The sequence below is a fragment of the Xenorhabdus eapokensis genome (genome assembly GCF_001908105.1).
The window spans coordinates 1-21791 of sequence record NZ_MKGQ01000042.1; the positions used below are offsets into that span (position 1 = coordinate 1).

General features: G+C 43.6%; 18 protein-coding genes and 2 pseudogenes. 11 read left to right on the forward strand and 9 right to left on the reverse strand.

What is annotated here, in order from left to right:
* Positions 1-256 precede the first annotated feature (256 nt).
* The 4 genes and pseudogenes from Xedl_RS33735 to Xedl_RS17260 all read left to right on the forward strand — a co-directional run.
* A pseudogene (locus tag Xedl_RS33735) lies at positions 257-418 on the forward strand (IS982 family transposase); the annotation flags it as partial.
* A gap of 192 nt (positions 419-610) precedes the next feature.
* Positions 611-1960 carry a cytochrome ubiquinol oxidase subunit I gene (locus tag Xedl_RS17250; protein WP_074025011.1) on the forward strand — a complete coding sequence of 450 codons (1350 nt, stop codon included), beginning with the start codon at positions 611-613 and terminating at the stop codon, positions 1958-1960.
* Positions 1950-2957: a cytochrome d ubiquinol oxidase subunit II gene (gene cydB / locus Xedl_RS17255; protein WP_074025012.1), complete on the forward strand. Its 1008-nt coding sequence runs from the start codon at positions 1950-1952 to the stop codon at positions 2955-2957. Before Xedl_RS17250 ends, cydB begins: the two co-directional genes overlap by 11 nt.
* Positions 2938-3096 (forward strand): DUF2474 domain-containing protein, encoded by a 159-nt coding sequence (locus Xedl_RS17260; RefSeq protein WP_074025014.1) that lies wholly within the window; start codon positions 2938-2940, stop codon positions 3094-3096. The genes cydB and Xedl_RS17260 overlap by 20 nt, the downstream gene beginning before the upstream one ends.
* A 171-nt stretch (positions 3097-3267) precedes the next feature.
* Here Xedl_RS17260 and Xedl_RS17265 read toward each other — a convergent pair whose 3' ends face one another.
* The 3 genes from Xedl_RS17265 to Xedl_RS17275 all read right to left on the reverse strand — a co-directional run bounded on the left by Xedl_RS17265 (position 3268) and on the right by Xedl_RS17275 (position 6570).
* Entirely contained in the window at positions 3268-4143 is an 876-nt protein-coding gene (locus tag Xedl_RS17265) for a hypothetical protein (RefSeq protein ID WP_074025015.1), read from the reverse strand.
* Positions 4144-4422: 279 nt separating this feature from the next.
* Entirely contained in the window at positions 4423-5202 is a 780-nt protein-coding gene (gene phoH, locus Xedl_RS17270; protein WP_074025017.1) for a phosphate starvation-inducible protein PhoH, read from the reverse strand.
* Positions 5203-5529: 327 nt separating this feature from the next.
* Complete coding sequence (locus Xedl_RS17275) at positions 5530-6570, reverse strand: endonuclease (RefSeq protein ID WP_074025019.1); 1041 nt, start codon at positions 6568-6570, stop codon at positions 5530-5532.
* Positions 6571-6850: 280 nt separating this feature from the next.
* On the opposite strand from Xedl_RS17275, the gene Xedl_RS17280 reads away from it, so the two are divergent.
* Positions 6851-7033: a hypothetical protein gene (locus Xedl_RS17280; RefSeq protein ID WP_074025021.1), complete on the forward strand. Its 183-nt coding sequence runs from the start codon at positions 6851-6853 to the stop codon at positions 7031-7033.
* A 95-nt stretch (positions 7034-7128) separates the two neighbouring features.
* On the opposite strand, the gene Xedl_RS17285 is transcribed toward Xedl_RS17280, so the two are convergent.
* The 3 genes and pseudogenes from Xedl_RS17285 to Xedl_RS25860 form a co-directional block, all read right to left on the reverse strand.
* On the reverse strand, positions 7129-7566 hold the full coding sequence (locus Xedl_RS17285; RefSeq protein WP_074025023.1) for a universal stress protein: 438 nt from the start codon (positions 7564-7566) through the stop codon (positions 7129-7131).
* Positions 7567-7649: 83 nt separating this feature from the next.
* On the reverse strand, positions 7650-8078 hold the full coding sequence (locus tag Xedl_RS17290) for a universal stress protein (RefSeq protein WP_074025024.1): 429 nt from the start codon (positions 8076-8078) through the stop codon (positions 7650-7652).
* Positions 8079-8185: 107 nt separating this feature from the next.
* Positions 8186-8497: pseudogene (locus Xedl_RS25860) on the reverse strand (transposase); the annotation flags it as partial.
* Positions 8498-8558: 61 nt separating this feature from the next.
* On the opposite strand from Xedl_RS25860, the gene Xedl_RS17300 reads away from it, so the two are divergent.
* Positions 8559-9254 (forward strand): IS6 family transposase, encoded by a 696-nt coding sequence (locus Xedl_RS17300; protein WP_074025026.1) that lies wholly within the window; start codon positions 8559-8561, stop codon positions 9252-9254.
* 156 nt (positions 9255-9410) lie between these two features.
* On the opposite strand, the gene adiC is transcribed toward Xedl_RS17300, so the two are convergent.
* Both adiC and adiA read right to left on the reverse strand, forming a co-directional pair.
* Positions 9411-10769, reverse strand: a complete 1359-nt coding sequence (gene adiC / locus Xedl_RS17305; RefSeq protein WP_074025027.1) for an arginine/agmatine antiporter — start codon at positions 10767-10769, stop codon at positions 9411-9413.
* Between the two features lie 3 nt (positions 10770-10772).
* Positions 10773-13061, reverse strand: coding sequence for an arginine decarboxylase (adiA, locus tag Xedl_RS17310; RefSeq protein WP_074025028.1), 2289 nt, complete (start codon positions 13059-13061; stop codon positions 10773-10775).
* A gap of 540 nt (positions 13062-13601) precedes the next feature.
* Here adiA and Xedl_RS17315 point away from each other — a divergent pair.
* On the forward strand, positions 13602-13934 hold the full coding sequence (locus Xedl_RS17315; protein ID WP_074025029.1) for a phage holin, lambda family: 333 nt from the start codon (positions 13602-13604) through the stop codon (positions 13932-13934).
* On the forward strand, positions 13915-14310 hold the full coding sequence (locus tag Xedl_RS17320; RefSeq protein WP_074025030.1) for a structural protein: 396 nt from the start codon (positions 13915-13917) through the stop codon (positions 14308-14310). The genes Xedl_RS17315 and Xedl_RS17320 overlap by 20 nt, the downstream gene beginning before the upstream one ends.
* Before the next feature lie 190 nt (positions 14311-14500).
* Here the strand turns inward: Xedl_RS17320 and cspG are convergent, their stop codons facing one another.
* Positions 14501-14716, reverse strand: coding sequence for a cold shock protein CspG (gene cspG, locus Xedl_RS17325; protein ID WP_074025031.1), 216 nt, complete (start codon positions 14714-14716; stop codon positions 14501-14503).
* A 292-nt stretch (positions 14717-15008) separates the two neighbouring features.
* Here cspG and Xedl_RS27935 point away from each other — a divergent pair, with 292 nt between their 5' ends.
* The 3 genes from Xedl_RS27935 to Xedl_RS17335 all read left to right on the forward strand — a co-directional run.
* Positions 15009-15155, forward strand: coding sequence for a hypothetical protein (locus Xedl_RS27935; RefSeq protein WP_158024404.1), 147 nt, complete (start codon positions 15009-15011; stop codon positions 15153-15155).
* On the forward strand, positions 15139-16827 hold the full coding sequence (gene panP / locus Xedl_RS17330) for a pyridoxal-dependent aspartate 1-decarboxylase PanP (RefSeq protein ID WP_074025032.1): 1689 nt from the start codon (positions 15139-15141) through the stop codon (positions 16825-16827). Before Xedl_RS27935 ends, panP begins: the two co-directional genes overlap by 17 nt.
* Positions 16828-17128: 301 nt before the next feature.
* The coding region (locus Xedl_RS17335; RefSeq protein ID WP_143187463.1) for a non-ribosomal peptide synthetase at positions 17129-21791 on the forward strand (4663 nt) is incomplete at its 3' end.

A 21791-nucleotide genomic window follows, 5' to 3' on the forward strand; every position in this document is an offset into this window, starting at 1 on the left:
CTTGGCATGATGAGCTGGAGTAATGGTTTTTTCGCGAAGACAATGATACCAGATCATCATGCTGTTCAAATTCCCCTCACAAAACGTCAACACGCCCTAGTTTTAAAATATTTTTTTCATGTTGACCTTTTATATGATGATTAATTTTCATTATATGAAATTTAAACCCGAATTCCTGATAAGAAGTTGACGAGAAGCTGTTTCGGGAGCGAAACTTTAGTGAACGCCAAAAACCGCTCCAAGGGAGGAACAGGATATGAATAAGTTAGTTGAAATTTTCTACGATGTCGACGATTTTTGCCGTTTTTTTATCCTCCAATAGACACCGTTTTGCCTTGATAACGAATAGCGTCTACGCGGCCAACAAGGTTGTATGTATCCAAATGATATCATGACCATTTTGATCTTCTTTCATCTGTAACCATCAGAGCAAAATTCGGGCACTTAAAGTCACAGCCCACAACACATCATATAACTGATTTTCACGCAATCTGTTATAGCTAATATACAAAAAATTGTTACTATTATACCTCGCTTGCCTGTGTTTTACTTGTCTGCACCTTCTAGCTTCGTTTATCCATATACCCAAAGATTGCAATAAGAGGTCACTATGTTAGGGTTAACTGCCCTTGAACTCGCAAGGATACAATTCGCCTTTACGGTTTCTTTCCACATTATCTTTCCTGCTATTACTATAGGTTTGGCGAGCTTTCTGGCGGTATTGGAAGGCTTATGGCTTAAAACACGTAATACGGACTACAAAACGTTATATCACTTCTGGTCAAAAATTTTCGCGGTTAATTTCGGTATGGGCGTTGTTTCTGGTCTGGTGATGGCTTATCAGTTCGGCACCAACTGGAGTTTCTTTTCTGATTTTGCCGGTACTATTACAGGTCCATTGTTGGTCTATGAGGTGCTGACCGCATTCTTCCTTGAGGCTGGATTCCTTGGTGTCATGCTGTTTGGCTGGCATCGGGTCGGAGAAAAGCTGCATTTTTTCTCAACCTGTATGGTAGCGCTCGGCACAATTATTTCTACATTCTGGATATTGGCCTCTAATAGCTGGATGCAAACACCGCAAGGCCATGAAATTATAAATAATCAAGTTATTCCTGTTGATTGGTTCGCGGTGATTTTCAATCCCTCTTTCCCCTATCGCCTGCTGCATATGGGGACAGCGGCATTCCTGGCCGCAGCATTTTTCATTGCGGCTTCTGCTGCCTGGCATTTACTGAAAGGCAATGATTCATCCGCCATGCGGAAAATGTTGTCAATGGCGATGTGGATGATCCTGATTATCGCCCCATTACAAGCCGTGATTGGCGATATGCACGGACTAAATACGTTAAAACATCAACCGGCTAAAATCGCTGCTATGGAAGGTCATTGGGAAAATCATCCTGGTGAAGCCACTCCACTGATTCTATTTGGCATTCCCAATCAGGAAGCAGAAGAGACGCGTTATGCAGTCAAAATCCCCTATCTTGCCAGCCTGATTCTGACACACAGTCTGGATAAACAAGTTCCGGCACTGAAAGAATTTGCCCCAGAAGATCGCCCAAATGCGTTTATGGTGTTTTGGTCATTTCGCATCATGGTGGGATTGGGGATTTTGATGATTTTCGCCGGCGTCTGGGGACTATGGTTGCGTCACAAAAAACGCCTGTATGAAAACCCGCTCTTCCTCCGCTTTATGCTTTTAATGGCACCTTCCGGTCTTATTGCAATTCTGGCAGGTTGGTTCACAACAGAAATTGGTCGTCAGCCGTGGGTCGTCTATGGCTTGATGCGCACCAAAGATGCGGTATCAGCACATGGTGAAATCCACATGAGCATCAGCCTACTTATTTTCTTTGTCGTCTATGCCGCCGTCTTCGGTGTTGGTTACGCCTATATGATGAAACTCATCCGTCAAGGCCTGCCACAAATCCCAAATAAGGAGTCAGTAAATGGGCATTGATCTTCCTCTCATTTGGTTCCTGATCATCATATTTAGCACCATGATGTATATCGTGATGGATGGTTTTGATCTTGGAATCGGCATCTTATATCCAGCGATTAAGGAGCAATCCGATCGTGATTTGATGATGAATTCTGTTGCTCCTGTCTGGGATGGCAATGAAACCTGGTTGGTGCTGGGGGGCGCTGGATTATTTGGCGCGTTCCCACTGGCTTATGCGGTAGTTTTGGATGCACTGGCAATCCCATTGACCATTATGCTATTAGGCCTGATATTTCGTGGGGTTGCTTTTGAATTTCGTTTCAAGGCCACACCAAAGCACCAACACTTCTGGGATAAGGCATTTATGGTCGGTTCAATTCTCGCCACCTTTATGCAAGGCATCGTTGTTGGGGCAGTTATTGCCGGTTTTCCTGTCGAAAATCGCGTTTATATCGGCAGCTATTTTGATTGGCTGGCTCCTTTTCCGCTATTTTGCGGGATTGGACTTGTCATCTCTTATGCCTTATTGGGATGTGGTTGGCTCGTGATGAAAACAGAAGACCATCTGCAACAACAGATGTATCGTGTTCTGCGTCCCTTAACATTACTGATGCTAGCAATTATTACCATTATCAGTATTTGGACACCGCTTGCTCACTCAACGATTGCCGAACGTTGGTTCAGCTTACCGAATCTATTTTTCTTCATGCCCGTACCATTATTAGTATTATGGTCAAGCTGGAAGCTATTGAAATCTGACCGAAACTCAAGCCATTACACCCCGTTTTTGGCAGCACTGTTATTGATTTTCATGGGCTTTACTGGATTAGGGATCAGCATTTGGCCGAACATTATCCCGCCCTCTATTAGCTATGAAGAGGCGGCCTCCCCTCCTCAATCATTAGGCTTTATGCTGGTTGGTGCTCTGTTCATTATCCCGATAATTTTGACTTATACCTTTTGGAGTTACTATGTCTTCCGAGGAAAAATCACCCATGAACAAGGCTACCATTGAAACAGCATCACAACGTCCTTCACTCTGGAAGCGCTTAGGTTGGATGGTGGCAATTTGGTTTTGCAGCGTATTGGCTTTATACGCTGTATCCACGTTATTTCGTACTCTAATGACAATGGCGGGAATGAAAATTAAGTGATGACCAATCTTTTTTAATTACTGGGATGATTATCTGGGTTAAGGTTTTAATCAAGGTAACAACAAGATTGTTTAATTAGATTAGAACCTTCCCTTACCAATTTTGCCGCCATACTTGGTAACTAGAATATGAATTTGAACAATAAATTAATCTATAACCTATCAGGTTTTATTAAAACCTTTTATTCATTATTGCTTGGTAAGCATCGTTAGGAATTCCTACCATTCTTGGCACCCTGACTTCAGGGCGGAATAATCCATTAATAACCCGATTCATTTCATCATCAGTTCGTGCAGATAAAATCAAATTTACATCTTTTTCCATCGAAAATCTACTAAGGTTTCTTGTTTCAAGAATAATTGAATAAAGTAATCCTTCTAAACAATTATCAATACCACAGAAATGTACATTTTCTCTTGAAAATCCCCTTGATTCAAGGTGGGCACGTGCTCGCCTACTTATGTTTTCAAGCATTTTACTATTAGGCGCTTCCAGCTTAACTTGATCAATCAGCGTCATAGAAGAATGACGAAGTGCCATATTTTCCCTTCTATAAGGAATACGATAAAAATTAACACCGAATACACTTAGTGGCTTTTTTAATGTATAACCTACTTCAAGTGAAAAAAATACATAATCATCATTACCTAACCCGAAAACATCCCGTACAGAGGAATGGTGAGTTGGAAACTTAATACCTTTCTCCTGAAGACGATACCTAGAATAAATAAGCAAATTTCTTTCATTATTATTTATTAGATTAGCATCACTTGCATGAACAATGAAAAAATCTTTTTTCATAAAACAATCTGCAAACTGTTTCTCTTTATCTGAAAGTGGCTGCATTTGAATTTCATGCCGTAAGTTGTCTATATTATGTTGCATACCAACATGTAAATTCTGGGGAAAAAAAAGACTCCAAGAGCTTCCCTTCTCCATCATTCTATTTATAGCACTTGTGTTCCAACGACTACGCACACACTCTCTATATTTATCCCAGGCTTTTCTTTGCTGTAATTCTAATTTTTCTTTTTCATCATGATCCATAACTATGCCCTTAATAAAAATTTAATAATGAAATAAAATTTCAATTAATTAACGTAAATTTCATCTATTACAAATCGAATTGACTTATGCCTTTCAAATTGCCACTTTATTGGCTACACTGCAACCTAAAATTTACGAGGTAATGTAACTCACTGCTAAACTGGTGCAAAGCATCCTGTTATACCAATCATTAAAAATAAAATTATTACTCCCAGCCACAAAGTTAGCCGGGAGTTTTTTCTTTGCTACCTGTCTATAAAAGTTGAAATTTACGGCTAATCAACCATAAGCTATCAACGCTTTCTGGCACAATTTAGAACGGATGCAATCTTGCTGAGAGAAATGGATCACACTGATAGCTTCATCATCAGAAAACCGCTCCAATGCATCCACCAACCCTGACGTGATATTTGTCGGCAAATCACACTGGCTAATATCACCATTTACAACCACTGTTACATTTTCTCCCAATCGTGTTAAAAACATTTTCATTTGATTAACCGTAACATTTTGCGCTTCGTCGAGGATCACAAATGCATCCTCAAATGTTCTTCCTCGCATATAGGCGAAAGGAACAATTTCTACTTTGCCAATTTCAGGACGCAAGCAATATTGCAAAAATGAAGCGCCCATGCGTTTTAATAGCACGTCATAAACCGGCCGGAAATAAGGGGCAAATTTCTCCGCCATATCTCCCGGCAGAAAACCAAGATCTTCTTCTGCCTGTAATACCGGACGCGTCACAATAATTTTATCAACCTCTTTATTAATTAAGGCATCGGCCGCCATCACGGCACTAACGTAGGTTTTGCCACAACCCGCTTCACCATTGGTAATAATCAATTGCTTGTTATTGATTGCCCGCATATAGCGATACTGTGCTTCGCTGCGCGGCATAATTTCTGACGTATCCCTGCTTTCACGTGCCATTCCGATAGCCTCAACACCTCCAAGCTGTTCCAGTGAAGTGACATTATCGTTATCCTGGTAACGTGATCCCTTTTTTAACATTCTCCTGACTTCACGGCGCGATTTAATCACTGCTTTCTGTCTACCCATAGTCGTACACCTTATCGTTAGCTCCACTTTGCGGTGTCTTAACATCGATGTTATAGATAGGAGCTCCCTTTTAAGCTCATGAAAGGATCATAAAAAAACCGACGTTAAGAACGTCACTTTTTATCAGTGACATGATCTTAAGCGTCGGCCCCTAACCGAGAATGCAATTTCAATATCTGTCATTAGCATTCCTCGCATCTTTCCGTTTCTTTGGTGTAATCTAACGGACTATGATGTCAGTATAATGACAGTTTTTTATTTATGACAAGCTCAAAGGTTAAATTTTACTGAAACATTGTTTGATTTTTATGAGTAATGCATTAGCAGCTACTTTTTACAATTACCAGCCAAACGATATCCCGCTTTTTTGGCTTCTGATTCTGAGCGGAAGTAAATTGCGTTTTTATCTGCCACAGTTTTATAGCCAGTGCAGTGTGCAAAATGATAAATTTGACTATTTTTATTCCCCTTAATTGCCTCATTTTGCGCCGTTTTTGCTGTCGTTCTTTGGGTTGATATCTGGCTATTTTCTGCCTGCAAATTACTTTGCTTTGGCACACGGCTCTGTGCCTCTCCTCCTTTTTGTGCCATCAATCCTTGCTGTGATATTAAACCTTGGCCTGAATTTTTATGTCCCAATTGCCACTTTTTGCTGCCAGTCACAAATGGGTTATGGTGTCCCATAATTTTGGCAATTCGGTTATCTCTTTCACGCTCCCAGGCATCCACTGGATACTGGCGATCCCATGCCATCATCAATTGTTGCTGTTGGCGTGACATCGTCAGATTATAACGGTCATGCATATAAAAATAGACTCTGGCAACCATGCCTTTTACTCTATCACGCGGTTCAAACAGCCGTGATTTAGTATCTACTTTACTGCTACATGCACCATACATATTCGGTGTGTTTCTGGCGAGCATTCCATAACCATAATTACTGCGATCACTATTAACCTCACCGATTGCCGGCGCCAGATTATGCATGTCTGATTCCATCATGCGAAATACGGGATCGGTTTCCACACAGTTTTTCCGCCCACCATTTTGCCAACATTGACGCTGATGCCCAAATACCCAGGCAGGCACCATATGTTCCCATTCAATACGTGCAGCCCTTGTTTGCTGTGATCTGACGTGATAACCGCAAGAAGCCAAATCAACACGCCCACCACTTTTACCAACCCATTGCCAATCACATCCACAATATAGTGTGCCTATACCTGACTTTGTTTGTCCGTCATAAACATTTTTTCTTGATTCAACTTTAGCTTGTTCGAAGCTGGTCGGCGCACTCCATGCATGAAAAGAGAGAGTTAACCCAAAAACCAAAAGATAACGTGCCAAATGACCAATTTTACTTTTCAAAATAATACCTATTTACTTATTGTGCATAACATCCATTTATTATCCTGCCTGACAATACCGTAAAATGACAAATATTATTTTTTTGATTTCTCTTTAACGATTAGGAAGACGTCAATGTATTATTTGAAGGAATTGATAGTAATATGTTTTAATACACCGATTGATCTATTTTATCGGCATATGAAGCGATAAAACATTAATCTCACTAAACTATTAAAGTCTTTTTATTTAGATAATATTAAGGTATTTCTAAAATATTTAATTGAATGTAGTAGGATAAATGACCATTAGCTCTAAAACCGAACAACTTGAGCAAGAGTTGCTACAAGTTGTAAAGAAATATTCAGGGAATGAAGAGGTAACTATCGTTACCACTAACAGTTCAGAAAACAATTTACAGATTCAAATTATTATTGCCGGTAAAAATCAGTTAGATATTACGCTGAATTCGTTTTCTGATTAACCAAAATTTCTCTTTAGTTTGTTTATTAAAAAATAACCGTGCTATGTTCAGCACGGTTTTATCAATAATAATTAACTATATCCAGTTGCTGCCTATTATCTCACAACCAAAACAGAGATATTCGCATACCCTACAATGCCCGACGCATTTGAACCCAGTAAGTGAGTAGAGATATCCGGCCGGCGAGATCCGACAATAATCAAATCGGCATTAATCTCACGCGCTGTAGACAACACTTTATCCCGTGGAGAGCCCAAGGCAACAGAGAATGATACCCTATCTTTCGGTAAATCCATTCGTTCTACAACTTTTTTCAGTTCCTCTTCAGAATTCGCTATTGCTTTTTTGGCAAAAGAACTCAATAAATCATAGTGGTAACTATAGTTCACGGAAAATCGGGAAATATCTGGCACAGAGTGAAAAAGATGAACCTTGGCATTAGATATTTTTGCCAAATATTCAGCATGTTTGATTGCGTTATCAGTCAATGTGTCTTCTGCAATATCAATTGGAACTAAAATCGTGTTATACATATATACTCCCCTGTAATCGGATATAACCGCTAGCTATTGAGTATCAGTTAAAATCAACAAACTATCATTATCACTACCAATAATTATCGTACTACTAATACAGATGTTTTTGCATATCTGACAACGCCAGCAGAGTTGGAACCCAACAGATGCGTCGTGATATTAGGTCGCCTTGAGCCAATAACAATCAAATCAGCGCCAATTTCATCCGCTGTAGCCGTGATTTCGTCTCTTGGTGAACCAAATGCAATTGAATAGGAGATCTGACGATCGGGTAATTCAATGGAATCAACCAGCTTTTTCAAGTCTTGTTCTGCCTTGATAGTCGCCTTATCCTTAATTTCCATATAGCCTAGTGCATAGGCATTAATAATCGCTGATGAAATGGGTAATACATGTAAAAAATGCAATTTAGCCCCTGTTTCTCTGACGATTTTAAGAGCGCATCCAACGGCCTTGTGGGTTAGATCTTCTTCTGAAATATCTATTGGTACTAAAATAGTTTTGTACATATGCACGCTCCTACTTACCGAAATACCAAGTTATCCTGATTTCTTTTAGTATATTGAAATGCGGAAAACTTACTGTGAGTTATCTAACACCTAAAACATGTTACAGCCTATTCAGTATTTTTTCTACGCAGCAACACGACGAGAAATGCCAGATTGACGAACTGAAGGCTGGTATTCAAATATCTCTCACAGTTCTTCCACAATCGTCGGCATTTTTCCAGCCAACCAAATGAACGTTCGACAACTCATCGCTTGGCTATCACCTGGAAAGTATGCAATTCACTACATTTGGCAATTTCGACAGTCGCGCCGAGTATATGATGCACGTTCTCAGCGAAGACTTCTCCCGTATAACCGCCATCGGCTAAAACATTTTTCACCCAACTGAGTGACTTTTTGTGCCGCGTAAAAGCCTCCAGGGTTCTGTCGCATTAACGGAACTTCAGGTAAACTTCTGGGTTTTTGCGCGAGTCCCAAACGATGTCCCTGCTCCGAAACGCCTTCAAACGTCTCCACTATCCTACCGATATTATCGCCCAGTGTGTCCGATGGTATCCCGCTTATGCCCTGAGTTTACGAAATCTGGAAGAGATGATGGCTGAGCGGGGTGTCATCGTTGATCATTCCACGCTCTCGCGCTGGGTTCATCGTCTGGTGCCTTTAATTGTCAAACGTTATCGGCGCTGCAAACCTGATGTCGGGTGTCGCTGGCGAATGGATGAAACCTATATCAAAATCAAAGGGCAATGGCGGTATCTCTACCGGGCGGTGGATGCGCACGGGAATACCGTGGATTTGTTGTTGACGGCCTGTCGGGATAAGGCCGCTGCCTTGCGTTTTTTCAAAAAGGCGATGCGTCAGCAGGGCCAACCTGAGGTCGTCACAATGGATAAAAGCAGCGCCAATAAAGCGGCGGTAGACGAGTTAAATCAGGGGAAATCCAAAGAGGAAGCTATCGTTATCCGGCAAAACAAATACCTCAATAACCTCATTGAGCAGGATCACCGCAACATCAAACGGCGAACCTCTCCCCTGCTGGGCTTCAACAATTTCAGGCGGGCTCAGACCCTTCTAGCGGGCATTGAGTTAGTCAGCATGTTGCGTAAAGGACAATATGTTCAAGAGCCGGAATGCCCGATGTCACCCGCGGCCTTTTTCTATCAACTGACCGCATAAAAAAACAACCAACACACTTTCACTCGGACATTTCTTGTTAATGCGACAGAACCACGAGATGAGCAGAATAATGACGAGGTAAATTTGGAGTGTTTTTTGATCAAAAAAAGGTGCTGTAATGACAGCACCAAAATATGTGACACCCAAAAATCGCAGTTAAGCTTTTTTATCTAACGGAAAAGGGACAGGATGTTTCGTATTGTAGTTAAAGGTATACATTGCCGTTATGACCATCATGACAACGAGTGTCCATACCACTTCTTTTGCTCCGGTTCCAAAAACTGCCCAGATACAATAGATAAAGGCAATAAACGTAATAATGATATATCGCGTTTTCTCTTGCCCAAGATGACCATGACCAATTAACAGCAAAGCTGCACAGGTATACAGGTAAGGTATCAGGGTAAAAATCACGGAGACGGAAGAGACCAAGCCAAATTCTTTCGCTGCATTCGGCGAAATACTACTGAGTTGGAAAATCGTCATTAAAACCCCCAAAATCAACAAACCCGCAACCGGAGTCCCTGCTTTGTTCACTTTGGCAAAGATTGCAGGAAACAGCCCATCATCTGCGGCAGCTTTGGCTGTTTGCCCTGCAAGCAATGTCCAGCCACCCAATGATCCCAAACAGCCTGCCGCGGCACAAAAGGCAACGACGGCTCCGGCGGTATCTCCCAATGCCAATCGGGCAGCATCGCCAAAAGGTGAAGATGAGATTTTCAACGCTGCGTTGGGGATCATGCCCATAATCACGCTGCTGGACAGAACATAACAGACGGCCGCAATCAGCACACCACCAATAGTTGCAATCGGTACGTTACGCTTAGGATTTTTAACCACACCAGCCGCAACAGAAGCACTTTCAACGCCAATAAAAGACCATAAGGTTACGTTTAAAATACTTTGAATCGCGCCAAAAGTATTCAACCCACTGACGTTCCACGCATCCATATAGGTCTTACCGTTGAACCAAAACCAACCCAATACGGCGGTTGCTACAATCGGAATTAATGCTAACGTTGTCGCTACCGCTTGCACTCTGGTAATCACGTGTGGCCCGATAATGTTCAAAATGACAAATATCCACAGTATGACTGTACAAGTGATAGTTAAGATTATGGGATCTTTCAGGACAGGAAAAAAATAGCTCAGATAACCAACGCCAATCACAACCATGGCGATATTACCGATCCAACACGCCAGCCAATATAAAATATTAGTCTGATAACCTAAAAAAGGGCCAAAGGCTCGGCGCGCATAGGCATAAGAACCGCCTGGGCTGTCATCCAGTGAGGAAATTTTCGCATAGACAATCGATAACCCCACAGCACCAATGATAGTCACCAGCCATCCAAGGATCGCAATACCTCCGGTTGAAGCCAGACTGGCAGGCAGAAGAAAAACACCCGACCCCATGATGTTACCCGCAACCATCAGAGTCACGGGGATCAAGCCGACTTTTTTTGCCTCTGAAACATTTGCCTCTGAAACATTTGCCTCTGAAACAATAGCCATAATTTATCTTCCCATTTTCACTTTTTTTATACACATGACGTGATAAATGCCGTCGATAATCTCTGTGCCTTCCGTTTCATGCTCAAAACCAGGAAATTCGTGATCCCACTTCTGTAATGCGTGTAAATATCCAATTTGGGGACTGGTTTTATCACCAAAATTCTCGCCTGAAAGCAGCATGGGAATACCGGGTGGATATGGGATGATAGAGTTCGCAGCAATGCGATGCGGTAAATCGTCTAGTGCCACCATTTCCACGTTATTGGTTACAATGGCCTGATAAGCAGCTCGCGGAGTCATTTCCATTTTGGGTAAACCCGCATATGCCCGATTCAGTTTTTCACCCGGATTATTTTGCCGTAAATAATCGAACATTTTATCGCCTAACTCTTTCAATCCTAAATGCCCATACACCTCTGGGTGTTGCTCTACCAAATCCGGCAAAACTTTATTCAAAGGCGTATTAGCATCATAATGGTGTTTGAAAGACAGTAAGGTGTTAAGCAATGTTCCCCATTTTCCTTTGGTGATCCCCATTGAAAACAGGAACATAATTTGGAAGTCCGTGGTACGGGTCGGTACGATACCGTGCTGGCTTAACCATGCGGTGACTAATGCGGCCGGCACGCCCTGTTTTTTCAACTTACCGTTATCCCCCATGCCCGGCGTCAATATGCTGACTTTAATCGGATCAAGCATACTCCAGTTATCCGGCAAATCTTCAAATCCGTGCCAACTGTCTCCCGGACGCATTACCCAGCAACCTTGTTCTTTCGTCAATAATTCCCTGGGTGCATCCTCAAAAGCTATTTTCTTACCCGTTGCAGGATCTATCACTTTTTCCTGATTCCAGGGTTTAAAGAACCAATCCCCTTTCTTATTGAACTCTCGATTCAAACGCGCTAATGCCTGACGAAAATCAACAGCTTCTTCAATCACTTCCTGAGTCAATGAGTAGCCGCTATTGCCATCCATCATTGAAACCGCGATATCATTTGAAGCGCAAATCGCATACAGAGGAGAAGTGGTTGCATGCATCATGTAAGCTTGATTAAACCTTGAAAATTCCACGGGGTGGCGTCCATCCCGTACATGGATAAAGGAGGCTTGAGAAAGTGCATTCAACAACTTGTGAGATGAATGGGTCGCAAAAACTGTCGGCCCTGAGTGGTTTTTAGGATCTCCACGCATGGCAAAGTGATCATGATAAATGGGGTTAAACCGCGCATAGCCATACCATGCTTCATCAAAATGTATTCTATCGACACTTTTATCCAATAATTCCTGTACATGCTTGGCGTTATAACAGACACCATCATAGGTACAGTTTGTCACTACGCTATAAACGGGTTTCTGGCTCGTTATGCCCTGAGTCAGTGGATTTTGTTTCAGTTTTTTCTGTAATGTTTTAGTCTGCATTTCTTGTGGATAGATGGGACCAATGATGCCATAGCGGTTACGGCTCGGCAGCATATAAACAGGTTTGGCACCTGTCAGTATCAGCCCTTGTTCAATGGATTTATGGCAATTTCGGTCAATGATGACCACGTCATCTTCGGTCATACAGGCCTGCATAATCGTGCGGTTAGAGCCTGACGTTCCCACCACAACAGAATAAGAATGGTCTGCGCCAAACACTCTGGCGGCATTTCTTTCACTTTCACCAAATGCACCGGAATGATCTAATAACGAACCCAATGAGGCTCGTTCAATTCCCATATCGGTACGGAAAAGATTTTCCCCATAATAGTCATGATAAAAGCGGCCAACAGGCGTTTTATTAAATCCGACTCCCCCTTGATGCCCAGGTGCCGCCCAGGAATATTCATAGGTTCGGCTATATTGCATTAATGCTGACATTAAAGGAGGAAATAATTGTTGACGATAACGCTGCATGGCTGCAATAGCACGGCCAGCAATAAAATCCGCAGAATCTTCCAATATCCAGGCAAACTCAGTTAACTGTTCGAGCAATTCATGATTTAACAAAAATACCGCTTTTTCCCGATCACTTAACAAAAAGACCGGCACATTCTCCTGTCGTTCAAATAATTTATTGAGTAGCTTCTGTATTTGGAGATATAAATCATCATCGATGAGTGCACAGCTTATCATGACACAATCAAACGGTTCATTGGCTGAAATTATTGTATAGCTATCATCAAAAGACTCAGCAATAACAACATCCACGTCCTTCTCGATTAATTTATCTGCCAACCTATGCACAGCATTTTCCACATAGTGACTATGATATCGTGTACCCACTTCGTTTTCTGCTATCAATACTTTCATGACATTATTCCTTACTCTATATCTACTTGAACTAACAGAATAAATTCAGAGTTATTTGGCAATGACCATCGAATAGTTGACACGATCAGGAAAATTTAACGACGCCAAATAAGTCATAGCAAAAAATTATCAACAATATAATCTTATTAATTAACTATTTTTAAAAATATAGTTTTATGATTAAAAATCACATTGATTAATATAGTGTCTATTCGAATTTGTGCAATTTAAGTAAATGGGCAGAAATGAATTTATCTACCCAGATCCAGTGCCATGTATATTGAAATAACAGGGAAAACGGCTAATACCGCTTGTTTTAATATCTTATTAAAATGACTTTTTTGATTATATTTTCTTCATTCTATCTGTTTTTTGTATGCCCAAAATGGGTGTCTCCAGGTTTAGTAAGAGCCAGGGCACAATAGCGTAACCATGTGGATTTTCTTTACCAGCGTTACTATGGAAGAGTACGGGACGTCATTAAGTAAGTGTTGAAAACTCTGCTTCTGTGATGTCTATCATTAAATTATGGGAATAATAATGAAAGAACATCCTGATTTATGGGCCGATTTATTAAACGGTCTAAGAAACGCTTGGCCTCAAATTTCTGGTTCTATTTTAGCCGTCATGATCTGTTACGGCCGGCTTATTTATGACGGTGTGGAGCGGAAAAATCGCTGGGTCGAACCGCTACTATGTGGAGCATTGTCGTGGGGATTTTCCAGCGGACTGGAACTATTTGGTATTCCAAACAGTATTTCACCTGCCCTCGGCGGTGCCGTTGGTTTTATTGGCGTAGAGAAAATACGAGAGTTTGCCATTCGTGCCATCAATAAACGTTTAGGAGGTAATCATGACAAGAGGGATTCGTAACCACAACCCTGGCAATGTCCGCCACGGTGATAAATGGCAGGGTTTGCGTGATACTCAGACAGACAAATCATTTTGCCAATTTGTGGCACCGGAATATGGTATACGGGCGATGCTAAAAATTCTGCGGAATTATGAACGTAAATACGGGGACAACACGATCCGTCAGTTTATTTCCCGCTGGGCGCCACCCAATGAAAATAATACCGAAAGCTATATTGCTTATGTGTGTAAATCAGTTGGCGTAACCAGCAACGCTGTGGTGGATGTAGAAAATGTTGTCACAATGAGCCGACTGGTTAAAGCTATGATTCAAATGGAAAATGGTCAACAACCTTATCCCGATAAAGTCATTAAACAAGCATTTAAATTATTATAAGTTCTAATCATCACCGCCTATTGGCGGTGACTTCCAACAGTATGAATACATCAAACGACATAAATTCAGTCTGGATGTACTTATGTTGTATCCATACCGGCAACTGGAGATATTCTGATATCCCGTCATCCTGTCCACTCAGGCCGGAGGCCGTCTTCGTTATCGCAGAGGAAGGGATTCAGGAAAGGCCTTACGCTGTAGGCACAACGTTTGCTGCTGCCGGACCTTTAGCACCTTTCTCGATAGAAAACTCGACCTTCTGGCCTTCGTACAGAGTACGATAATCGTTACTCTGGATAGCTGAAAAGTGCACGAATACGTCTTTGCTTCCATCTGTAGGGGAGATAAAACCAAAACCCTTATCCGCATTAAACCATTTTACTATTCCAGTCATTTTATTAGACATGTGATATTTCCTTTGATTGAGTTATTGAGCCTTTTAGGCAAACATGGCCTGTTGTACAGAAACTACTTAGCACTTAATGGAGAAACTCAAAAAGAAGGGATATCTGGGATAACGCCTGGAAATGAGAACTGCTTTAATAAACTGCTTTGTATGAGGTCTGTCTTTCAAACCGACCCAGCTATTAACGCATGCCCCCGAAAATTAAGCAAGCTTTATTTTAGCCCTCGGTCAGATTACAGTTGCTAACCCGCAAGGAAATACCCGCAAGTCAGTCAATTATATTGAGATAATAATGGAGTTGATCAATATCTATAATATGATATTAAACCAGCCTATGGCAAAAGTTGTGTGTCCCAAAGCGACTGAAGCGTATGTGGGAGAAAATATGTTCGATATGATTAATGATCCTAAAGAGGAAAAGTATGCGGTATTTGCCTGATAACCAGGATCACAACGAAGCGGATAAGGAAGCGGATAAGAAAGCACTGAATACTCACCGCCTGGATGAGCAAGAATGGCAAGCACTGCTTGACCAGTTTATTTGCTGTATCGGTGAGGAAGATCTGGCCGAACTGGAAACGGAAATTACCGGTGACCCTGTCACTTATAATCGCCACAAGTTGAACAAACCCATACGCGAACTGACGGAGCTTGAAAACCAGTTTTCTTCCGTGCTTATCCCAGAATTGCCGATTGATGCTGGGGTGTATGCCCAACATCTGAGCGAAAATATCCTCAATCAGGTTGTGCCCGTATCCTCCCCTACTTTTGTGGGTCACATGACATCAGCGCTTCCCAGACATTTGCCTGCACTTAGTAAGATAGTGACCGCACTGAATCAGAACCTGGTCAAACTGGAAACATCGCATATTTTAACTGCGCTGGAACGCCAGGTTCTGGGTATGATGCACCAGTTGGTATACCACTGTGATGAAACTTTCTATAAACAGTGGCTTCACAACAGTGATCACGCTCTGGCGACCTTCTGTTCTGGCGGAACTTTGGCTAATTTAACAGCCATGTGGGCGTGCCGAAACCAGCTTATGCCAGCCGACGGAGATTTTGCTGGTCTTGCACGTGAGGGATTAGCCAGAGGGCTGATTCATTATGGCTATAGTGGCTTAGCCATTCTGGTATCGGAACTGGGGCACTATTCGCTGAAAAAAGCGGTAGATATCCTTGGATTAGGACAAGATGCCTTGGTAAAAGTAGATACCGACAAAGATGGCAGGATCTGCATTGATGCCCTTCTCACACAATTACAGAAGTTGCGCCAACGCAATATCAAACCTATGGCTATTATCGGGATAGCTGGCACCACAGAAACCGGTTCCATTGATCCATTGGACATGCTGGCGGATATCGCTGAACAGGAACAGTGCCATTTCCATGTTGATGCCGCTTGGGGCGGAGCAAGTTTACTGTCTGAACGCTATCGGCACTTATTTAGAGGCATCGAACGTGCTGATACAGTGACAATCGATGCTCATAAGCAAATGTATGTACCAATGGGAGCAGGTCTGGTGTTATTCCGTCAACCTACCCTGACCAACACCATAGCCCAACATGCTAATTATATTGTGCGCAAAGGGTCGAAGGATCTGGGTCGCCATACTTTGGAAGGTTCACGCGGTGCAATGTCGCTGATGTTACACAGTAACTTCCATCTGCTTGGCCGCCAGAGATTAGCCGGCCTGATAGATGCGGGTATTGAGAAAGCACAATTATTCGCTGATCTCATCCGCCAGCAAGAAGATTTCGAGTTAATCAGTGAGCCACAGCTTTGCCTGTTAACCTATCGCTATGTACCACCAAAGGTATTACAGGCATTAGGGGAAGGTTCAGAACGGGTAAAACAGCAACTGCATGAATTAATTAATTCTCTTAACCAAAGTATCCAGACGATGCAATGGTCCGCGGGAAAATCTTTTGTCTCACATACCACTCTCAACCCCGAGCAATGGGCTAGGCAGCCAACAACCGTTTTGCGTGTTGTGCTGGCAAATCCTCTGACCACGTTGGTAATACTTGAGAATATGCTTAAGGAGCAGCGTCAGCTAGCACAGCAAAGCCCGTTCTGGAAAATGCTACACAATTTAATCAATAAATAATAATAACTGATTATTCAATTAATTTACTTCAATATGGATGTGCAGCAACCTAACCTCCCTCCTGCTTCTATTAAAAAACTCCTTACACCGATCTTTATATCAATATTTTTGATACAAATAATTAAAAAACATACAAACCATCCCTTTTATAACAAATTTTCAAAAAACACCGCATCCGTTTATGAAAGAGTTAGTTATCCAACCATATTCTAGCGTGCAGCAATGTTAAATAACTCAAATGTAATTCATTAGCCTTACTTCATTAGCCTGATTAACTAGTTGCACAAGCAGGAGTTAAACAATGCCTATGTCACGTCATCCTATGCCACGTAATAGTAGTAATAATATCACATTCCCACTCAGTTCTCCCCAGCAAGTCATCTGGCTCGAGCAGTGTTTCCGCCCTCATAGTGCTTGTTATAACTTAGGTTCAGTTATTCTTGTTGAAGGGAAATTGGATGAAGTGCGGTTAATAAGCGCTATTGAGGCCGTCATTTATCGTCATGGTGCATTGCGTTTACGACTCGTTAAAACTCAGGAAGTACCACTGCAAGAACTCACCGACACCTTACCGGTATCTGTGACAATCCACGATTTCTCAGGTTCTGCTGACGCAGAAGAACAAGCTGAACAATACATCCGTACCGCCTTCCTGCGACCGTTTGATTTGCACAGTGAACTATGGCGTTTTGCACTGTTACGGATAAGTGACAATCGTTGGTACTGGCATTTTTGTTGTCATCATCTTATCGGCGATGTAACGACTTTAAGACTTATTTCCACGGAAATAGCCAACATGTATGCTCAATTAAGCAAAGGAAAAGAATTTACAAAAACAGCGCCCTCTTATCTCGACTTTATTCATGAGGATCATGCCTATTTAAACTCACAGCGCTATCTACAAGACCAACAATTCTGGTCAGATCGCTACAAAAACTTACCTCCAGCCTTAATTCAGCCATCAAATTTAGAAAAAATAGCTGATAGCGAACACCCCGAACCTCTCATTTGGCAACTGGATAAAACGCTCTTTCAGCGAATCGAGGATATTGTCGCTGCAAATGGATTATCCGTCCTGCATTTTATGTATGCTGTGCTGGCCTGCTATTTCTCACGTACTGCTTATTCACTAACAAACCGTACCGAAGATGAAGAGATTGTTATTGGTATTCCCATAGATAACCGTAAAAACAACAAACAAAAACATACGGTGGGGATGTTTTCCTCGGTGATTCCGGTCGGCATCACTATTTCGTCCCAGGATACTTTCCTTGATGTGATGGACAAAACCGCCGCAGAATTACATCGTTGCTACAAACATCAGCGTTTTCCAATTTCAGCAATCAACCAGCTCACACAAATCCGGCAAAAGACCGGACGTGATCAGTTATTCGATATTATGCTGTCATTTGACCAGATAGACGTGAATGCCGATATACCAAACGCCACACTTAAATACACCAAAATACAACGTGGTGCACCATTCCCTCTTTCTATCGCTGTCCATCAATATGTATTAGCTAATAATAATGAAGATGCTCAAACATCTGTCACACTTGAATTTCATTTTTCTCCTGATTACCTGAGTCGGGCTGAAGTGATAGCCCTCCAGGCTCGTCTCATGGTGTTGATAGAAGCCGCCCTGACATCTCCAGAAACCCAGATCCAAAATTTACCCCTATTGCCACAAACAGAGCAGCAACAATTGCTGGTGGATTTCAATGCCACACAGATGGATTTCCCGCAAGAGAGACTGATCCATCAATTGATCGAAGCACAGGCTGCAAAAACACCTAATGCAACAGCAGTGGTATTTGGGGAGTTGTCTCTCAGTTATGAGGAATTGAACCGTCACGCTAATCGTCTGGCTCACCACTTGATTGCGCTGGGAGTACGTCCAGACGATCGGGTCGCTCTCTGTGTCGAACGCAGTCTGGAGATGATGGTTGGCTTTCTGGCAATCCTTAAAGCCGGCGGGGCTTATGTACCGCTTGACCCCGCTTATCCGGCCGAACGGTTAGCCTATATGCTGGAAGATGCGGCACCTGTAGCGTTACTGACTCAATCGGCACTGTCTCAGTCAGCGTGGCTCGCCCCGTTTAACGCCTTGCCCACGGTCTTACTGGATAACCCCGAATCGAGCCTGACAACACAATCTCTGGCAACACAATCGACTGACAATCCAGAGCCTCAAGCCCTGGGATTAGCTGCACACCATCTGGCCTATGTCATTTATACTTCCGGCTCAACGGGGCAACCGAAAGGGGTGATGGTCGAACATCAGAGCCTGTGCAACTTAATCACCACCCAGCAAGCCACTCTGGCACTCACCACCGACAGTCGCGTCTTACAGTTCATCTCAAACAGTTTCGATCCCAGTATTTGGGAATATTGTATGACCTTAATGGCGGGTGCTCGTCTCTATTTGGCCAAACGGGATAAATTGATACCTGGAGCCATATTGTCCGGTTATTTAGTAGACCAGACTATCAGCCATGTTATCTTGCCAATGACTGCGTTGGCCGCAATGGATTCCCTGCCCGATACCGTACAAACCTTGATGGTGGGCGGAGAGGCCTGCCCATCAACCTTAGTCAAACGCTGGTCACCAGGACGGCAGATGCTCAATGCCTATGGGCCGACGGAAACCACGATCTGTGCCACACTCTATTCATGTACCGTTTCCGATGACAGTTCAACAGATAATCCGCCACCGATTGGCCGTCCGATTGCCAATACCCAGATTTATATCCTGGATCCACACGGTCACCCCGTTCCTTGCGGCGTGGCAGGGGAAATTTATATTGCTGGTGCCGGCGTGGCTCGCGGTTATCTCAATCGTCCTGAACTGACTGCCGAACGTTTCCTGACCGATCCATTTGCGTCGAAACCCAATGCCCGTATGTACAAAACTGGCGACCTCGGTCGCTGGCTGCCCGATGGCAATATTGAATATCTGGGGCGCAATGATTTTCAGGTCAAGTTGCGCGGCTTCCGTATCGAGTTGGGGGAAATCGAAGCCAGACTCACGCAATGTGACGGCGTGCGTGAGGCGGTGGTGATTGCGCGTGAAGACGAACCGGGGCAAAAACGGCTGGTGGCCTACCTGTTACCGCAGAAAGATGCTGAATTGGTACCCGCGACACTGCGCCAGCAACTGGCGCAACACCTAACCGAATATATGTTACCCAGTGCTTTTGTCACCCTGGACACTTTCCCGCTGACTCCCAATGGCAAACTCGACCGTCAGGCTCTGCCTGTCCCGGATTTATCGGCAGTAGTCGTTCGCGGCTATGAAGCCCCCATCGGTGAAATAGAAATCGCCCTGGCGCAGATTTGGCAGGCGTTGTTAGGTTTAGAACAAGTTGGTCGTCATGATCATTTCTTCGAACTCGGTGGCCATTCCTTGCTCGCTACCCAACTGACCACACGAGTTCGCCAACTATTAGCAAAGGAATTGCCATTACAACAACTCTTTGAACAACCCGTTTTGATGGATTTGGCGCAAACGCTCACTAACACTTCAACCACCACTCAGGTCACAATCCCTGTCGTTGACCACAGCCAGTCGTTACCTCTGTCCTTTGCCCAACAGCGTTTATGGTTCCTGGGGCAACTCGATCCGGCCGCCAGCCTGGCTTATCATATCCCTGTGGCATTGCGTCTGACCGGTCAGCTTAGTCGCCATGTGTTAACCCGTGCATTCGATCACCTGATCGTCCGCCATGAAAGCTTACGTACCCGCTTTGTCCTGGTTTCCGGCCAACCTTGCCAGCATATCGATCCGGCTGACATTGGCTTTACCCTGCCTTATCAGGACTTACGCTTACTCGCGCCAGAAACGCACTCCGCCCATATTGCTGATTTGACCGCCCTTGAAGCACAGACGCCTTTTGACTTTACCCAAGACCCGCTGATCCGCGGTCACTTGCTGCAACTGGCAGACGAAGAGCATGTCTTGCTGCTCACGCAACACCACATTATCACTGATGGCTGGTCCGTCGGTGTACTGATGCATGAACTCAGTGTGCTTTATCGCGCCCTTCTCGACGGGCAAGACGCACCTTTATCGCCACTCCCCATTCAGTACGCCGACTATGCTGTCTGGCAGCGTGAATGGCTACAAGAAGCCACTCTCACGGCGCAACGTGATTTCTGGTACACCCAGCTTACAGGGGCACCGGCTTTACTCACCCTCCCCACGGATCGGCCGCGCCCCGCGGTACAATCTTTTGTTGGCGACCGAGTTCCTGTGCATGTTGATGCAGACTTATTAACCTCACTGAAAAAACTGGGATTGCGCCATAATACTACCTTGTTTATGACGGTGCTCAGTGCCTGGAGTCTGGTACTGGCTAAACTCAGTGGTCAGGATGATATCGTTATCGGCACGCCGGTTGCCAACCGTCTACAACATGAACTCGAAGGATTAATCGGTTTCTTCGTCAATACGCTGGCCTTGCGTGTCACCCTGAATGATACCGTTACTGTCACTGATCTGCTCACCCAGGTTCGGGAGCGGGCGCTGGCTGCCTATGCCCATCAGGATTTACCCTTTGAGCAAGTGGTGGAAGCCCTCCAACCCGAACGCAATTTAAGCTATAGTCCGATCTTCCAGGTGATGCTGGCCTTAAATAACACTCCTGCTCAGACACTGGCGTTACCCGATGTCCAATGCACACCTATTGCACAGATGCACCCCAGTGCTCACTTTGATTTGACCTTGTCATTGACTGAAACCGAGGCCGGTCTGGTTGGTGAGCTGGAATATGTCTCTGATTTATTCGATGCCGCCACCGTTAAGCGGATAGTCGGTTATTTCAATAATGTGCTGACCGCAATGGTGGCAGATGAAACCCAACACATTGCCACCTTGCCGATGCTACCCGCATCAGAACGGCAACAACTGCTGGTGGATTTCAATGCCACTCAGGCAGATTTCCCGCAAGAAGCGTTGATTCACC

Coding starts and splice junctions, on each gene's coding strand:
- adiA (WP_074025028.1), bottom strand. CDS start 13,061: ATGAAAGTATTGATAGCAGAAAACGAAGTGGGTACACGATATCATAGT.
- Xedl_RS17300 (WP_074025026.1), top strand. CDS start 8,559: ATGTCCCTGCTCCGAAACGCCTTCAAACGTCTCCACTATCCTACCGAT.
- Xedl_RS17320 (WP_074025030.1), top strand. CDS start 13,915: ATGACAAGAGGGATTCGTAACCACAACCCTGGCAATGTCCGCCACGGT.
- Xedl_RS17280 (WP_074025021.1), top strand. CDS start 6,851: ATGACCATTAGCTCTAAAACCGAACAACTTGAGCAAGAGTTGCTACAA.
- adiC (WP_074025027.1), bottom strand. CDS start 10,769: ATGGCTATTGTTTCAGAGGCAAATGTTTCAGAGGCAAATGTTTCAGAG.
- Xedl_RS17260 (WP_074025014.1), top strand. CDS start 2,938: ATGAACAAGGCTACCATTGAAACAGCATCACAACGTCCTTCACTCTGG.
- Xedl_RS17250 (WP_074025011.1), top strand. CDS start 611: ATGTTAGGGTTAACTGCCCTTGAACTCGCAAGGATACAATTCGCCTTT.
- Xedl_RS17315 (WP_074025029.1), top strand. CDS start 13,602: ATGAAAGAACATCCTGATTTATGGGCCGATTTATTAAACGGTCTAAGA.
- Xedl_RS17265 (WP_074025015.1), bottom strand. CDS start 4,143: ATGGATCATGATGAAAAAGAAAAATTAGAATTACAGCAAAGAAAAGCC.
- Xedl_RS17290 (WP_074025024.1), bottom strand. CDS start 8,078: ATGTACAAAACTATTTTAGTACCAATAGATATTTCAGAAGAAGATCTA.
- Xedl_RS17285 (WP_074025023.1), bottom strand. CDS start 7,566: ATGTATAACACGATTTTAGTTCCAATTGATATTGCAGAAGACACATTG.
- cydB (WP_074025012.1), top strand. CDS start 1,950: ATGGGCATTGATCTTCCTCTCATTTGGTTCCTGATCATCATATTTAGC.
- panP (WP_074025032.1), top strand. CDS start 15,139: ATGCGGTATTTGCCTGATAACCAGGATCACAACGAAGCGGATAAGGAA.
- phoH (WP_074025017.1), bottom strand. CDS start 5,202: ATGGGTAGACAGAAAGCAGTGATTAAATCGCGCCGTGAAGTCAGGAGA.
- Xedl_RS27935 (WP_158024404.1), top strand. CDS start 15,009: ATGGAGTTGATCAATATCTATAATATGATATTAAACCAGCCTATGGCA.
- cspG (WP_074025031.1), bottom strand. CDS start 14,716: ATGTCTAATAAAATGACTGGAATAGTAAAATGGTTTAATGCGGATAAG.